This is a genomic window from Roseomonas sp. AR75, assembly GCF_005222815.1.
Lineage (GTDB): Bacteria > Pseudomonadota > Alphaproteobacteria > Acetobacterales > Acetobacteraceae > Falsiroseomonas.
This window is the reverse complement of record NZ_STGB01000001.1, coordinates 606,782-622,430: the sequence shown is the minus strand read 5'-3', so window position 1 is coordinate 622,430 and position 15,649 is coordinate 606,782. Positions and strand designations below refer to the sequence as shown.

The window sequence follows — 15,649 nt, the reverse complement described above, 5'->3', positions numbered from 1 at the left end:
TTGGTAGAGCAGATTCACGCCCCCGGCTGACTCCAGCCGTCCGCGATCCGCTCTAATGGCACGCGCCGCCAGCGCGGCCAACGGGGCGGCAACCGGATCGGGTCACTCCGCCGCGACCGCGGGCGCATCCTCCATCGGCTTCGGCAGGTAGCGCGCATAGTCCTTCGGCACGACGTGCCAGACATGCGCGCGCTCCACCGCCCAGTTGTTCAGCAACCTTGCGGCGAAGGGGCTGCCGGTCTCGCGCACATGGCGGGCGATGTGGTCGCGCAGCACCTCCTCCCAGTGGGCGCTGCCGCCGAGGCGCCGCCACAGCAGCGTCTCCGGGTTGATGCGCTGCTCGAAGCTGCCATCGGCGTCATGCACGAAGGCCATGCCGCCGGTGAAGCCGGCGCCGAAATTGTCGCCGACCGGGCCGAGGATCACCGCGCAGCCGCCGGTCATGTATTCGCAGCCATTCGCGCCGCAGCCTTCCACCACGGCCAGCGCGCCGGAGTTGCGCACCGCGAAGCGCTCGCCCGCCTGCCCGGCGGCGAAGAGCGCGCCACCCGTGGCGCCGTAGAGCACGGTGTTGCCGATGATGGTGTTCTCGTTCCAGACCAGCTTCGAGGACGGCGCCGGCCGGACCACGATGGTGCCGCCCGAGAGCCCCTTGCCCACATAGTCGTTCGCGTCGCCGAACACCTCCAGCTTCAGGCCGCGCACCGCGAAGGCGCCGAGCGACTGCCCGGCGGAGCCGCGCAACCGCACGGTCAGATGCCCGCGCTGCAGCCCGTTCATCCCGAACTTGCGCACGATGCGCGAGGAGATCTTCGTGCCGATGGCGCGATGCGTGTTCCGGATGTTGTAGGCGAGCTGCATCTTCTCGCCGTGGCGGAACAGCGCCTCCGCGTCGCGGATCATCTCCGCATCCAGCGTCTCCGGCACCTCGTTGCGGCCCTCGATGGTGCAGTAGGAGGCGAAGGGCCCGGCATCGGCCTTCACCAGCAGCGGGTTGAGGTCGAGGTCGTCGAGGTCCTCCGAGCCGCGGGAGACCTGGCGCAGCAGGTCGGTGCGGCCGATCACGTCCGTCAGCTTGCGGAAGCCGAGTTCTGCCAGGATCTCCCGCACCTCCTCCGCGACGAAGGAGAACAGGTTGATCACCTTCTCCGGGCTGCCGGCGAACTTCTTGCGCAGCTCGTCATCCTGCGTGCAGACACCGACCGGGCAGGTGTTGGAGTGGCACTGCCGCACCATGATGCAGCCCATGGCGACGAGCGACGCGGTCCCGATGCCGAATTCCTCGGCGCCGAGCATGGCCGCGATCACCACGTCACGGCCGGTCTTGATGCCGCCATCGGTGCGCAGCTTCACGCGGTGCCGCAGCCGGTTGAGCTGCAGCACCTGGTGCGTCTCGCTCAGGCCCATCTCCCAGGGCAGGCCGGCATACTTGATCGAGGATTGCGGCGACGCACCCGTGCCGCCGGAATGGCCGGAGACCAGGATCGCATCCGCCTTCGCCTTGGCCACGCCGGCGGCGATTGTGCCGATCCCCGATCGCGCCACCAGCTTCACGCAGACCGTCGCATCCGGGTTGATCTGCTTCAGGTCGTAGATGAGCTGCGCCAGATCCTCGATCGAGTAGATGTCGTGGTGCGGCGGCGGCGAGATCAGCATCACGCCGGGCGTGGAGTGGCGCAGCTTCGCGATCAGCTCCGTCACCTTGAAGCCCGGCAGCTGGCCGCCCTCGCCGGGCTTGGCGCCCTGCGCGACCTTGATCTCGATCTCGCGGCAGTTGTTGAGGTATTCCGCCGTCACGCCGAAGCGCCCGCTGGCGATCTGCTTGATGGCGGAATTGGCGTTGTCGCCGTTGGACCGGGGACGCGCGCGCTGCGGATCCTCGCCGCCCTCGCCGGAATCCGACTTCGCGCCGATGCGGTTCATCGCGATGGAGAGCGTCTCATGCGCCTCCGGCGAGAGCGCGCCGAGGGAGATGCCGGGCGCCACCAGGCGCTTGCGGATCTCCGTGATGCTCTCGACCTCCTCCAGCGCCACGCGCGTGCGGCCTTCGGTGCGGAAATCCAGCAGGTCGCGCAACGCGACCGGCGGCAGCTTGCGCACGCCCTCGGAGTAGCGCTTGAAGGTCTGGTAGCTGTCGGTATCCACCGCCTTCTGCAGCGTGTGGATCAGGCTGCCGTCGAAGGCGTGGTTCTCGCCGCGGCGGCGCAACTTGTAGAGGCCGCCGACCGGCAGCGTCACCGCATCCGCGTCCCACGCCTTGCCATGCAGCGCCAGCACGCGCCGCGCGATGCCGGACAGGCCGATGCCGGAGATGCGGCTGGCGACGCCCGGGAAGAACTCCGCCACCAGCGCGCGGGAGAGGCCGATGGCCTCGAAATTCATCCCGCCGCGATAGGAGGACAGCACGCCGATGCCCATCTTGGACATGATCTTCAGCAGGCCCTTGTCCACCGCCTTCTTGTAGCGGGCGACGCAATCCTGCAGCGACAGCTTGCCGAACAGCCCGCGGCGATGCCGGTCCGCGATGCTCTCCTGCGCGAGATAGGCGTTCACCGTGGTGGCGCCGGCGCCGATCAGCACGGCGATGTAGTGCACGTCGATCGCCTCGGCGCAGCGCACGTTCACGCTGGTGAAGGTGCGCAGGCTGGATTTCACCAGATGCGTGTGCACGCCGCCGACCGCCAGGATCATCGGGATCGCCGCGCGCTCGGGCCCCTGGTGCTCGTCGGTCAGGATCACATGCGTGCAGCCGCTGCGCACGCCGTCCTCGGCCTCGCGGCGGATTCGCTCGATGTGGCGGCGGAGCCCCGCCTCGCCTTCGGTGACCGGGAAGGTCGCGTCCACCACGCAGGCGGTGTCGCCCATATAGGCGCGCATCGCGGCGAACTCGGCGTTGGACAGCACGGGGCTGTCCAGCATGAGCATGTCGCACTGCGTCGGGTCCTCGTCGAGGATGTTCCCGAGATTGCCGAGGCGGGTCTTGATCGTCATCACCCGCGTCTCGCGCAGGCTGTCGATCGGCGGGTTGGTCACCTGGCTGAAGGACTGGCGGAAATAATGGTGGATGCCGCGATACTGGCCTGACAGCACGGCGATGGGCGTGTCGTCGCCCATGGACCCGATGGCCTCGTTCGCATCCTCCACCATCGGGTGCAGGATCGTCTCCAGTTCCTCGAGCGTGTATCCGACGGCAAGCTGGCGGCGGCGCAGCGCCTCGCCGGTGTACTCCGCCTGCTCGTCCGCATGCGCCTTCACGATGCCGTCGATGCGGGTGGTGCGCTTGGTCCAGTCGCCGAAGGGCTTGCGCGCCGCCAGCATGTCCTTCAGCGCGCGGTCGGCGTAGAAGCGCCCGGTCGCGAGCTCTACGGCGATGCACTGGCCGGGGCCGACGCGGCCCTTCTGCAGGATCGCATCCTCGGACAGCTTCACCATGCCCGTCTCGGAGCCGACGATCAGCAGCCCGTCATCGGTGATGGAATAACGCATCGGGCGCAGCCCGTTGCGGTCCAGCCCGCCGATCACCCACTGGCCATCGGTGGCGCAGATCGCCGCCGGCCCGTCCCAGGGCTCCATCACCGCGTTGCAGTAGAGGAACAGGTCGCGATGCGCGTCCGGCATCGTCGCGTTATTGCCGAGGCTCTCGGGGATCAGCATCGCCTTGGCCATCGGCGCGTCGCGCCCGCCGCGCACCAGCAGCTCGAACACGTTGTCGAGCGTCGCGGTGTCGCTGCCGCCGGCCTGCACCACCGGCTTGATGTCGTCCATGAAGGGGTCGAGCAGCCGGTGAGACAGGCGCGTCTCGTGGCTCTTCATCCAGTTGGCGTTACCGTGCAGCGTGTTGATCTCGCCATTATGGGCGAGGGTGCGGAAGGGCTGCGCCAGGCGCCAGGTCGGGAAGGTGTTGGTGCTGTAGCGCTGGTGGTAGATCGCGAAGCGGCTGACGAAGCGCTCGTCCAGCAGGTCCGGATAGAACTCCGTCAGGCTCTCCGCCAGGAACATGCCCTTGTAGATGATAGAGCGGCAGGAGAAGGAGCAGAGATACAGCTCCGGGATCTGCGCCGCGATCGCCTGCTTCTCGATCCGGCGGCGGATGACGTAGAGGTCGCGCTCATAGGTGGATTCGTCGCGCAGCTCCGGGTCCCAGATCAGGATCTGCTCGATCTCCGGCCGGGTCGCGTTGGCCTTCTCACCGATGCAGGCAACGTCGATCGGCACCTGCCGCCAGGAATAGATCTGGTAGCCGGCGTTCAGCACCTCCGTCTCGACGATCTGGCGGCAGCGCTCCTGCGCACCGAGGTCGGTCTTGGGCAGAAACACCATGCCGACGGCGATGCGGCCCGGCCGCACCTTGTCGCCGCCGCGCTCCACCACCTCGGCGAAGAAATCCTGCGGGATCTCGATATGGATGCCGGCGCCGTCGCCGGTCTTGCCGTCCGCATCCACCGCGCCGCGATGCCAGACGGCCTTCAGCGCATCGATGCCCGCCTGCACGACCTTGCGGCTGGCCTTGCCGTCCAGCGCCGCGACCAGGCCGACGCCGCAGGCATCGTGCTCGGTGACGTCGAGATGCGCCGCGTTCGCCAGCAGGTCGCGATTGGCGGCGTAGCTGGCGGCGAAGTCGAAGCCGTTTTCCTGGGTCATGGCGCTCACTCCGCGGCCACGGCGAGCGGGCTCGCCTTCTGCTGCATGTAGAGATCCATCTGGTCGGCCGCGTCGCGGCCGTCGCGGATCGCCCAAACGACGAGGGAGGCGCCGCGGACGATGTCGCCGGCGGCGAAGACGCCGGGCAGCGCCGTCATCATCGTGCGGTGGTCCACCTTCAGCGTGCCCCAGCGTGTGACCGGCAGATCCTTCTCGCCGAAGGCGGTGGGCAGATCCTCCGGGTCGAAGCCGAGCGCCATGATCACGAGGTCCGCCGGCAGTTCGAAGCGGCTGCCCGGCACCGGCGTCACCTGCTGGCGTCCGGTCGCATCGGGCAGGCCGAGATGCATGCGGTGCGCGACAACGCCCTTGACCGTGCCCTCCCCGCGGAACGCCTCCGGCGCGCCGAGCCATTCGAAGCGCACGCCCTCTTCCTCCGCGTGATACACCTCACGCATCGAGCCCGGCATGTTGGCCTTGTCGCGGCGATAGAGGCAGGTGACGGAGGCCGCGCCCTGCCGCACCGCGGTGCGGACACAATCCATCGCCGTGTCGCCGCCGCCGATCACCACCACATGCTTGCCCGCCGCATTCAGCGCGCCGGAGTCGAAAGCCGCGACCGATTCACCGAGGCCAGTGCGGTTGGAGGTGGTGAGGTAGTCCAGCGCCGGGACGATGCCATCCAGCCCGATGCCCGGCGCCTGCATGTCGCGCGCCTTGTAGACGCCGGTGCCGATCAGGACGGCGTCGTGCCGTGCCCGCAGTTCCGCCAGCGAGACGTCCTGGCCGATGGCGGTGTTCAGGTGGAAGCGGATGCCGCCTTCCTCGTACTGCTTCCAGCGGCGCAGCACGACGTCCTTCTCGAGCTTGAAGTTCGGGATGCCGTAGATCAGCAGGCCGCCGGCGCGGTCGTAGCGGTCGTAGACATGCACCTGGTAGCCGCGCAGCCGCAGCCGCTCGGCCGCCGCCAGCCCGGCCGGGCCGGCGCCGACGATGCCGACGCTCTGCGCCAGTTCGCGCCGCGGCTTCGGCGGCTTCACCCAGCCGCGCTCCCACGCCGTGTCGGTGATGTATTTCTCCACCGACCCGATGGTGACACTCCCAAAGCCCTTCTCGATGACGCAGTTGCCCTCGCAGAGGCGGTCCTGGGGGCAGATGCGGCCGCAGATCTCGGGGAAGGTGTTGGTGGCGGAGGCGACCTCATAGGCTTCCTCCAGCCGGCCCTCGGCGGTCAGCTTCAGCCAGTCGGGGATGTTGTTGTTCAGCGGGCAATGCACCTGGCAGAAGGGCACGCCGCACTGGCTGCAGCGGCTGGCCTGCTCGCTGGCGGCCTCGGCCGTGAACTCACGATAGATCTCGTCGAAATCCGTGCGGCGCGTGGCGGCTGCCCGCTTCTCGGGCTGGCGCTGATCGAGGCGCACGAACTGCAGCATCCGTTCGGCCATGGCGGCGGAGACCCTCCCTGGGCGCCACGTCACGCCCATCGGGGTCGCCTCTACCGCAGGCGTCACGCGGTTGCGAGTCCGATCTGGCCGTTAAGGACAGTTTTTCTGTCTCATCTGCGCCTGATGCCTGCCGCCCCTACCCCCGCCGCAACGCCTGCATGCGATAAAAGGTCCGACTCGGATCTTTATGCCGCGTCGCGCCGTCCGCCGCCCGGCCGAAAGCGCTTGAGGTAGCCCGGCACCACGCTTTCCACCGAGGTCGCGGCGATCCCGAGCTCCGCCAGCCCTGGCATGCCTGGCGCCACCACATTGTCCCGCTCCAGCAGCAGCAGCTGGTCCTGGGTCAGCGGTGGCGAGGGCAGGCGCTGGAGCAGCCCGGCCTGGAACCGCATCAGCCCCGGCGGCATGTCCACCAGCGCACGGCGCCGGCGCGTCACCTCCAGGATGAAGCGCAGCACCTCCCGCATGGTCATCACCCGCGGGCCGCCGAGCTCATAGGTCCTGCCTCGTGCCTCCGGCCGGGCGAGCGACGCGGTCACCGCCTCCGCCACGTCTCCCACATAGACCGGCTGGAACTTCGTGCCCCCGCTGACCACGGGCATGAAGGGCAGCCGGGCCATGGCCGCGAAGCGGTTGAAGAACCCATCCTCCGGCCCGAACACCACCGACGGGCGCAGGATCGTCGCCTGCGGGAAGGCCGCCAGCACCCGCCCCTCGCCCTCCGCCTTGGTCTGGGCATAGAGGCTGGGCGAGGACGCATCGGCGCCGATCGCAGAGAGCTGGACGAAGCCCTCGGCCCCGGCAGCCGCCGCGGCCTGCGCCACCGCGCCGGGGGCCTCCCCCTGGATACGGCGGAAATCGCCCGGGCGGCGCTCGAACAGGATGCCGACCAGGTTCACCACCACCTGCGCACCCTGGACGGCGCGGGCCACCGCCGCCGCGTCGGTCACCGGCGCCGCCAGCGGCACGATCTGTCCAACCCGCCCCTGGGTCTGCAGGAAGCGCGCCCCGGCGGGATCGCGCACCGCGACCCGCACGATGTAGTCCTGCTGGGCGAGGCGCTGGACGACATAGCGGCCGATGAAGCCGGAGCCGCCGAACACCGTCGCCACCTTGCGCTCGAGCGCACCCCGCATCGTCCATCCCCCAGACCCTGGCGCGCCGGACCATATGGGCCGAACCCCGGCGCGCCAAGCGGCCCCCTCAGGGATGGCCGGCCCGCCGGGCTGGCGGCATACAGGCGCCGCGACCACGGATCGGGCCCATGCGACTCCTCTCAAGCCTGCTCAACCGCTTCGTCCAGCGCGGCAGCCTCACCGTCACCGACCATGCGGGGGTGGCCCATCGATTCGGCAGCGGCCAGGACGGGCCTGATGTCGCCATCCGCCTGACCGACAAGAAGGTCGAGCACGAGATCTTCCTCAATCCCGAGCTCAAGGCCGCCGAGGCCTATATGGACGGACGGCTCGTGATGCAGGACGGGCAGCCTGTCTTCGACCTGCTCTACCTGTTCTCGGTCAACCGCTCCGGCCTTGCCGCGCACCCGGTGCAGCAGGCGCTCCGCAAGGCCTGGCGCGCGGCGCGGCGCTGGCACCAGCGCAACCCGCTGGGGCTCGCGGCGAAGAACATCCGCCACCACTACGACATACCCCCGGATTTCTACCGGATGTGGCTCGACCCCACGATGACCTATTCCTGCGCCTACTACCCAACGCCGGACGCCACGCTGCACGAGGCGCAGCTTGCGAAGCTCCGCCACATCGCCGCCAAGCTGCGGCTGGAGCCGGGGATGGTGGTGGCCGAGATCGGCTCCGGCTGGGGCGCGCTCGGCACCTTCCTGGCACGCAACTACGGGGTGAAGGTGGTCTCCGTCACCCTCTCGCCCGAGCAATGCGCCATCGCGAAACAGCGCGCCATCGACGAGGGCGTGACGGACCTGGTCGAGTTCCGCGAGCAGGACTACCGCCTGCTGGAAGGCACCTATGACCGCGTCGTCTCCATCGCGATGATGGAGGCGATCGGCATCGACGAGTTCGACACCTACTTCCGCAAGATCAAGGCGCTGACCAAGCCCGGGGGATTCGCGCTGGTGCATTGCATCGGCCGCCAGTCGCCCCCCGGCACCACCGCTCCCTTCATCCGCAAATACATCTTCCCCGGCGGCTACGTGCCGGCGATGTCGGAAGTCTTCGCCTCGCTGGAGCGCACCGGCACCTGGTGCGCGGATTGCGAGATGCTCCGCCTGCACTACTACTGGACCATCAAGCACTGGCGGGAAGCGTTCGACGCCGTCCGGGCAGACGCCGTCGCGAAGATGGGCGAGCGCTTCTGCCGCATGTGGGATTTCTACCTGGCGAGCGTGGAGCTGGGCTTCCTGCATGGCTCCAACTTCGTCTTCCAGATCCTGATCTCCGAGAAACGCGACGACGTACCGGTGATCCGCGACTACATCGTGGACGAGGAGCGGCGGCTGAACGCGATCGGGGCGCAATAGGAACGGGCCTGCGATTCACGTCTCCGGTGCTCGGCGGCGTCGCCGCCTGCGCCCTTCGACGATCGCAGCCCCCCCGCTTGACGCATCGGTGAGGCCCCCCTAAACGCCGGGGCCTCGCGCACCTGCCCAGGTGGCGGAATTGGTAGACGCGCAGGTTTCAGGTACCTGTGGCCGCGAGGCCGTGAAGGTTCGAGTCCTTTCCTGGGCACCACCCGCCGCCGGCGGGGTTTCAAGAGGCGGTCGCGACCGATGGGCGAGACCCTGTTCACCCAAGGCGCCATGATCCGTCTCCACAAGCACGACCTGCCCGACGGCCTCGATTTCGGCAGCTCCGTCGCCATCGACACGGAGACGATGGGCCTGGACCCGCGACGCGACCGGCTCTGCCTCGTGCAGCTTTCGTCGGGCGACGGCACGGCACATTGCGTGCAGATCATCCCCCCTGCCCTCGGCGGCCGCGGCGCGGACTGCCCGAACCTGAAGCGCCTGCTGGAGAATCCGGAGGTGCTGAAGATCTTCCACTTCGCCCGCTTCGACGTGGCGATGCTGCACCAGGCGCTCGGCGTCACGGTCGCGCCGGTGGTCTGCACCAAGATCGCATCGAAGCTGGTGCGCACCTTCACCGACCGGCACGGGCTGAAGGACCTGCTGAAGGAGTTGCTCGGCGTCGAGATCTCCAAGCAGCAGCAATCCAGCGACTGGGGCGCGCCGGACCTCACGCCGGAACAGCTCAGCTACGCGGCATCCGACGTGCTGCATCTGCATGCGCTATGGGCGAAGCTGAAAGCGCTGCTGGAGCGGGAGGGCCGCCTCGATCTTGCGGAATCCTGCTACCGCTTCCTGCCGAGCCGCGGGCGGCTGGACCTGCTGGGCTACGAGGACCCGGATCTCTTCGCGCACTGATTCGCGGGGTGGCACGTCAAGAGCCGAATCAGGGCCTCAAACCCTTGTGATGCCATCATTGCCATGATTTGGCACATTTCTTGTCCGATCGCATTCGCGCGTTGACCCTCGCCCTGCCCAGCCCCATACAGGTCGGGTGAAATCTCCGCCGCTTACGCCGTCCCGGGGGCCTTCGATGGCTTCCGCCGCGCGGCTCCCCGCCAGTCGCCTGCCACCACCCTCCCGCCGCCGCCGCCCCCCGACCGCGGGCGAGTTGATGCGCCGGCGCGTCATGGTGGCGGTCGCGAAGCGGCTGCTGCCGGTGGCGGCGGTCGGCCTGCTTGCGGCGATCGCGCTGTGGCCTGAATTCGAGAGCGCGGCCGATCGCGGCCGTGTCGCGTTCAAGCGGGTCACCCAGGTCCGGGCCGATGCGCTGAGCGTCGTGCAGCCGCGTTTCCAGGGCGTGGACGAGCAGAACCGCCCCTACACCGTCACGGCCGACACGGCAGTGCAGGCCGGCAACGAGGAGGTGGTGCAGCTGCACGCGCCCAAGGCCGACCTGCTGCTGACCGATGGCGGCTGGCTCTACCTGGAGGCGCGGGAAGGCCGCTTCGACCGGCCGCGAAACCATCTGGACCTTGCCGGCCGCGTCACTATCCACCACGACGACGGCACGCAGTTCGTGACCGACGCCGCGGCCATCGACGTCGCCGGCGGCCACGCTGCAGGCGATTCCCCCGTCGCGGCACAGGGCCCCTTCGGCACGCTCACCGCGGAGGGCTTCCGGCTGCGCGACCGCGGCCAGGTCGTCGTCTTCACCGGCAAGTCGCATGTCGTGCTGGAAGGCACCCCGTGACGCGCGGCGCCCTTCTCCTGCTCACGGCGCTGCTCGCGTCGCCGGTCGCCGCGCAGACGCTGGACTTCACCCAGGGCGGCCCGATCGAGATCACCTCGGACGACGGCATCGAGTGGCGCCAGCAGGACCAGGTGGTGGTCGCGAACGGCAACGCCCGCGCCACGCGGGATGGCGTGACGATCGACGCGGATCGCCTCATCGCGCGCTACCGCCCGCGCGCCGGCGCGCCGCCCAGGCAGCAGCAATCCGGCGCCGCCAGTCCCGTCTCCGGCAGCGAGATCTGGCGGCTGGAGGCCGAGGGCAACGTCCGCATCACCTCCGCCAACGAACGCGCCAACGGCACGCGCGCGGTCTATGACATGGACCAGGCCGTCATGGTGCTCTCCGGCCAGGGGCTCGCGCTTGAGACGCCGGACCAGCGCATCACCGCGCGGGACAGCCTGGAATACTGGCCGCAGCGGCGCATGGCGGTCGCGCGCGGCGGCGCGGTGGTGACCACCACCGACAATCGCCGGATCACGGCCGACACGCTCGTGGCCTACTTCCTCGAAGCACCGCCCGAAGGCGCGCGGCCACCGGTGCAGCAGGCTGCCCAGCCGGCGCAGCAGCCTGCCCGCCAGGGTGGGCTGCCGGGCCTGCCCGGTGGCGGCGGCGAGGGCAGCAGGATCGACCGCGTCGAGGCCTTCGGCGATGTCGAGATCCGCACGCCGGAAGAGGTCGTGCGCGGCGACCGGGGCGTCTATTCGCCGCAGACCGGCATGGCACGGTTGCTCGGGAATGTCCGCATCACCCGTGGCGACAACCAGCTCAACGGCCAGGAAGCCATCGTGAATCTCCGCAGCGGCATCGCCCGCCTGGTTTCTGCCCCCGGCCAGCGTGTCCAGGGCCTGATCGTGCCGCAGCAGACCCAGCCCGGCGAGGCGCAGGTGCCGCCTGCGGGCACGCCGCAGGGGGCTGCGCGTCAGCCGCGCGTCCCGCGTCCGGACGGCGCGGGAGCACGCCCATGAGCCCGCCCGACATCGCCCGGCCGGATCCGGTGCCGAACCTTCGGATCGCCGCGCAGAATGCCGGCCTCGTCGCGATCGGGCTGGGCAAGCGCTACAAGAAGCGTCCCGTCGTGCGCGGCGTCTCCGTCAACCTGAAGCGCGGCGAGGCGGTCGGCCTGCTCGGGCCGAACGGCGCCGGCAAGACCACCACCTTCTACATGATGACCGGCCTGGTTCAGCCCGACGAAGGCCAGGTGATGATGGACGGTCACGACGTGACCTTCCTGCCCATGTATCGCCGCGCACGGCTCGGCCTCGGCTACCTGCCGCAGGAGGCCTCGATCTTCCGCGGCCTCAGCGTGGAGGACAACATCCGCGCCGCGCTGGAGGTGATCGAGCCGATCCGCGACCGGCGCGAGCAGATGCTGGATGCGCTGCTGGCAGAGTTCGGCATCGCGCATCTGCGCCGCGCGCCTGCCCTCGCGCTCTCGGGCGGCGAGCGGCGGCGCTGCGAGATCGCGCGCGCTCTGGCGACGCAGCCCGCCTACATCCTGCTCGACGAGCCGCTGGCCGGCATCGACCCCATCGCCGTCGGCGAGATCCGCGACCTGGTGAAGCACCTGAAGGACCGCGGCATCGGCGTGCTGATCACCGACCACAATGTCCGCGAGACGCTGGAGATCATCGATCGCGCCTACATCCTCCATGAAGGCCAGGTGCTGATGGAGGGCAGCCCGCGCGACATCGTCGAGCATGAGGGCGTGCGCCGCGTCTACCTCGGGGAAAGGTTTTCCCTCTAGGGGCGCGGCCATGGGTGAGGCGGGGAGTCGGCCGAAGCGGGACGGATCGCCATGGCGCTAGGGCCGCGGCTGGATCTGCGTCAGTCGCAGTCGCTGGTGATGACGCCGCAGTTGCGGCAGGCCATCAAGCTTCTGCAGTCCTCCAATGTCGAGGTCACCGCCTTCGTCGAGGAGGAGCTGGAGCGCAACCCGCTGCTCGAACGCGACGAGCGCGCAGAACCACGCACCGCCGCCGACGAACGTCCCGCCGAGGCTCCGGCGCCAGAGCCGACCGATGCGCATGCCGCCGCCACCTCCGATGCGCTGCCGGCGGACGGCGCCGCGCCGCTCGATGCCGAGTGGGACAATGTCTATGACGCGGACGGCGCGAGCGGGCTTGGCGCCGGCGTGGGCCGCGGCGGGCGCGGCGATTTCGAGGACGAGCTCTCCGGCATCGACGAACTGGCCGATGCGCGCCTCACCTTGCGCGAGCATCTCGGCGAGCAGATCCGCCTGACCTTCCATGACGCGCGGGAACGCCTGATTGCGGCGCAGATGCTGGCGATGGTGGACGCGGCCGGCCGCCTGCCCGTGACGGATGCGGCCATCGCCGCCGCGATGGGCTGCGAGGAGGCGCTTGTCGCCGCCGTGCGCCGGCGGCTGCAGCGCCTTGATCCCGTGGGGATGTTCGCGCAATCGCTGCGCGAATGCCTGGCCGTGCAGCTTGCCGAGCTGAACCGTCTCGATCCCTGCATGGAGGCGCTGCTCGACAATCTGGAGATGCTCGCGCGGCGCGACCTGCGCGGGCTGATGAAGGTCTGCGGCGTCGATTCCGAAGACCTTGCGGACATGATCACCGAACTCAAGCGGCTCGATCCCAAGCCGGGCGCGAACTGGGACGCCGCGCCGCCGCCGATGGTCGTGCCGGACGTACTGATGCGGCGCCTGGAAAACGGCGAGTGGGCGGTGGAGCTGAACCCGGAGACCTTGCCACGCGTCCTCGTGAACCGCGGCTTCCACGCGCGCGCGGTGGTCGGGGCGAAGAACAAGGACGACAAGGCGTTCCTCGCGGACAGGCTGCAGAGCGCGACCTGGCTGGTGAAATCGCTGGAGCAGCGGGCGAACACGATCCTGAAGGTCGCGGCCGAGATCGTGCGCCGGCAGGACGGCTTCTTCCGGCATGGCGTCGCGCATCTCCGTCCGCTGATCCTGCGCGACGTGGCGGAAGCCGTCTCCATGCATGAGAGTACCGTCAGCCGGGTGACCGCGAACAAGCATATCGCGACGCCGCGCGGCACCTTCGAGCTCAAGTATTTCTTTACGACGGCAATCGCTGGCACCTCCGGAAGCGAGGCGCATTCCGCGGAAGCGATTCGTTTCCGGATTCGCGAGATGATCGCGCAGGAGGATCCGGAGGACATCCTTTCGGACGACGCCGTCGTGGAACGACTGCGCAAGGAAGGTGTGGACATCGCGCGGCGAACGGTGGCCAAATACCGCGAGGCGTTGCGCATACCATCGTCCGTGCAGCGCAAGCGGGAGAAGGCCGTCCCGGCCTGACCGTGGGTGGCCCTCTCCGAACCCTGGAGCGGAGTTCACCCAGATGCACATCACTGTCGCGGGCAAGCAGGTCGAGACCGGCGAAGCGCTGCAGACCCATGTCCGCGAAGGCCTCGGCACCATCGCGCGCAAGTATTTCGACCACGCGCTGGAAGCCAACGTCACCTTCCGCCGCAACGGCAAGGGCCATGCCTTCGTCTGCGACATCAACCTGAAGGCCGGCCGCGACCTGTTCATGCGCGGCGAGGGCGAGGGCCCCGACGCGCATCGTGCCTTCGAGGAAGCGGCCGAGCACGTCGCCAAGCGGCTGCGGCGCTACCGCCGCCGGGTGAACGACCACGCCCGCAGCATGGCCGCCGAGCGCGACCGACCACGTGGCGAGCCCGCCCGCCAGATGGTTCTGCGCCAGCCTGAGGAGGAGGTGGAGGACGCAGCCGAGGCGGCCGTCGCGAATGGCCAGGACCACCCCGCGGTCATCGCCGAATCCGTAACCAGTATCGAGGAGTTGACGGTGAGCGAGGCGGTGATGCGGCTCGACCTGCTGCAGGCGCCGGCGCTGATGTTCCGCAACCGCGGCTCGCGCGCCATGAACGTCGTGTTCCGCCGGGCCGACGGCCATGTCGGCTGGATCGACGCCAAGGCGGGCTGATCCGCGATGCCCTCCTCCGCCGCGGCGGAGGAGGGCCGGGCGCTACTCCACCTTCGCCCCCACCGCGCGCGCGATCTCCGTCCATTTCGCGATCTCGGCCCGCTGGAAGCTGGCGAGCTCCTCCGGCGTGGAGCCCACCGGCACGGTGCCGGCCGCGCGCATGCGCTGCTGCACCTCTGCATCGCGGATCGCGCCGACGAAGGCGCGGTTGAGGCGCGTCACGGCCTCCGGCGGCGTCTGCGCCGGCGCGAAGATGCCGTGCCAGGCCGTGCCCACCACGGAAGGCAGCGTCTCCGCGATGGTCGGCAGGTCCGGCAGCACGGCGCTGCGCTCGGCGCCCGCCACCGCGATGCCACGCAGGCGCCCGGCCTGCATCAGCGGCAGGATATTCGCGACGTCGGCGATGGTCATGCTGATATGGCCGGCCTGCAGATCCACCAGCATCGGGCCGCCGCCACGATAGGGGACATGCTCGATCTGCAGCCCGCCGCCGGCGCGCTTGAACATCTCCGTCAGCAGATGGGGCAGGCTGCCCGCCCCGGCCGTGCCGTAGTTCAGCTTGCCCGGCTGCGCCTTCGCCAGCGCCACCAGCTCGGCCACGCTGCGCGCCGGCACCGCAGGGTGCACGGCCAGCATGAACTCGACCTGCGCCGCCAGCGTCACCGGCGCGAAATCCGCGACGGGATCGTATGGCATGCGAGTATAGACCGCGGCATTCAGCGCATGGGTGGCGATGTTGCCCCAGACCACGGTGCTGCCATCCGGCGCGCTCCGCGCCACCTGCTCGCTGCCGAGCATGCCACCGGCGCCGCCGCGGTTCTCCACAACCACCGCCCCGCCCAGCAGTTCCGCGACTTTCGGCTGCAGGATGCGCGCCACCAGGTCCACCGATCCGCCGGGCGGAAACGGCGCGACGATGCGCAGCGTCGGTGACTGTGCGAAGGCCCGCGGCGCGGCGAGCAGCGCCGCGCCCGCGAGCAGGTTCCGTCTTGCGATGCGCATGGCGCGCCCTCCCCCGTGCTTGCCTTTCCGGCAGCCTAGGAGTGGGCGCGCCGCGGGGTCAATGAACCGCGACGGGTTCCATCTCGTGCTGCAGGATCGCCGCGGCGGCGAGCTGGCTGCTCGGCGCGGCGCCGATCGGCGTGCCGTCCGCCGCGTGGATCGCGAAGGCGCGGGCGCCGTTCAGCACCACCGGCCGCACATAGGCCAGCTCCTCGAGGCCAAGCCGGGCGAAATCCTGCACGGAGAGATTGCGCAGCGCCGCGTCGCTGATCTGGATGCGGCCCGCTTCGGCGCCGCTGTCATGCTCGTTCATCCGTCACTCCTTCCGGCGCGTCCCATGAGGCCCGCGCCCTTG

At 69.6% G+C, this 15,649-nt stretch carries 12 protein-coding genes and 1 tRNA gene; 8 read left to right on the top strand and 5 right to left on the bottom strand.

The window, feature by feature from the left end; all coding sequences use genetic code 11:
• Nucleotides 1-102 precede the first annotated feature (102 nt).
• The 3 genes from gltB to E4T13_RS02830 all read right to left on the bottom strand — a co-directional run bounded on the left by gltB (nucleotide 103) and on the right by E4T13_RS02830 (nucleotide 7,222).
• Nucleotides 103-4,641 carry a glutamate synthase large subunit gene (gltB, locus tag E4T13_RS02840; RefSeq protein ID WP_137176719.1) on the bottom strand — a complete coding sequence of 1,513 codons (4,539 nt, stop codon included), beginning with the start codon at nucleotides 4,639-4,641 and terminating at the stop codon, nucleotides 103-105.
• A gap of 5 nt (nucleotides 4,642-4,646) precedes the next feature.
• On the bottom strand, nucleotides 4,647-6,086 hold the full coding sequence (locus E4T13_RS02835; protein WP_137176718.1) for an NAD(P)-dependent oxidoreductase: 1,440 nt from the start codon (nucleotides 6,084-6,086) through the stop codon (nucleotides 4,647-4,649).
• A gap of 185 nt (nucleotides 6,087-6,271) precedes the next feature.
• Complete coding sequence (locus tag E4T13_RS02830; protein WP_137176717.1) at nucleotides 6,272-7,222, bottom strand: complex I NDUFA9 subunit family protein; 951 nt, start codon at nucleotides 7,220-7,222, stop codon at nucleotides 6,272-6,274.
• Between the two features lie 128 nt (nucleotides 7,223-7,350).
• On the opposite strand from E4T13_RS02830, the gene E4T13_RS02825 reads away from it, so the two are divergent.
• From E4T13_RS02825 to hpf, 8 genes are all read left to right on the top strand, one after another.
• On the top strand, nucleotides 7,351-8,580 hold the full coding sequence (locus E4T13_RS02825) for a cyclopropane-fatty-acyl-phospholipid synthase family protein (RefSeq protein ID WP_137176716.1): 1,230 nt from the start codon (nucleotides 7,351-7,353) through the stop codon (nucleotides 8,578-8,580).
• Between the two features lie 124 nt (nucleotides 8,581-8,704).
• A tRNA-Leu gene (locus tag E4T13_RS02820) sits at nucleotides 8,705-8,791 on the top strand.
• A gap of 38 nt (nucleotides 8,792-8,829) precedes the next feature.
• Entirely contained in the window at nucleotides 8,830-9,483 is a 654-nt protein-coding gene (locus E4T13_RS02815; protein ID WP_137176715.1) for a ribonuclease D, read from the top strand.
• 256 nt (nucleotides 9,484-9,739) lie between these two features.
• The gene (lptC, locus tag E4T13_RS02810; RefSeq protein ID WP_240790961.1) at nucleotides 9,740-10,318 is read left to right on the top strand and encodes an LPS export ABC transporter periplasmic protein LptC; all 579 of its coding nucleotides are present in this window, start codon (nucleotides 9,740-9,742) and stop codon (nucleotides 10,316-10,318) included.
• Nucleotides 10,315-11,325: an LptA/OstA family protein gene (locus E4T13_RS02805; protein WP_137176713.1), complete on the top strand. Its 1,011-nt coding sequence runs from the start codon at nucleotides 10,315-10,317 to the stop codon at nucleotides 11,323-11,325. Before lptC ends, E4T13_RS02805 begins: the two co-directional genes overlap by 4 nt.
• On the top strand, nucleotides 11,322-12,104 hold the full coding sequence (gene lptB, locus E4T13_RS02800) for an LPS export ABC transporter ATP-binding protein (protein WP_170984762.1): 783 nt from the start codon (nucleotides 11,322-11,324) through the stop codon (nucleotides 12,102-12,104). Before E4T13_RS02805 ends, lptB begins: the two co-directional genes overlap by 4 nt.
• A gap of 51 nt (nucleotides 12,105-12,155) precedes the next feature.
• Nucleotides 12,156-13,643 carry an RNA polymerase factor sigma-54 gene (gene rpoN, locus E4T13_RS02795; RefSeq protein WP_137176712.1) on the top strand — a complete coding sequence of 496 codons (1,488 nt, stop codon included), beginning with the start codon at nucleotides 12,156-12,158 and terminating at the stop codon, nucleotides 13,641-13,643.
• A gap of 43 nt (nucleotides 13,644-13,686) precedes the next feature.
• Nucleotides 13,687-14,292, top strand: a complete 606-nt coding sequence (gene hpf / locus E4T13_RS02790; protein WP_137176711.1) for a ribosome hibernation-promoting factor, HPF/YfiA family — start codon at nucleotides 13,687-13,689, stop codon at nucleotides 14,290-14,292.
• A gap of 42 nt (nucleotides 14,293-14,334) precedes the next feature.
• On the opposite strand, the gene E4T13_RS02785 is transcribed toward hpf, so the two are convergent.
• Both E4T13_RS02785 and E4T13_RS02780 read right to left on the bottom strand, forming a co-directional pair.
• Nucleotides 14,335-15,294 carry a tripartite tricarboxylate transporter substrate binding protein gene (locus E4T13_RS02785; RefSeq protein ID WP_137176710.1) on the bottom strand — a complete coding sequence of 320 codons (960 nt, stop codon included), beginning with the start codon at nucleotides 15,292-15,294 and terminating at the stop codon, nucleotides 14,335-14,337.
• 58 nt (nucleotides 15,295-15,352) lie between these two features.
• A complete protein-coding gene (locus E4T13_RS02780; RefSeq protein ID WP_137176709.1) occupies nucleotides 15,353-15,607 on the bottom strand; it encodes a DUF1150 family protein in 255 nt (84 codons plus the stop codon).
• Nucleotides 15,608-15,649 lie beyond the last annotated feature (42 nt).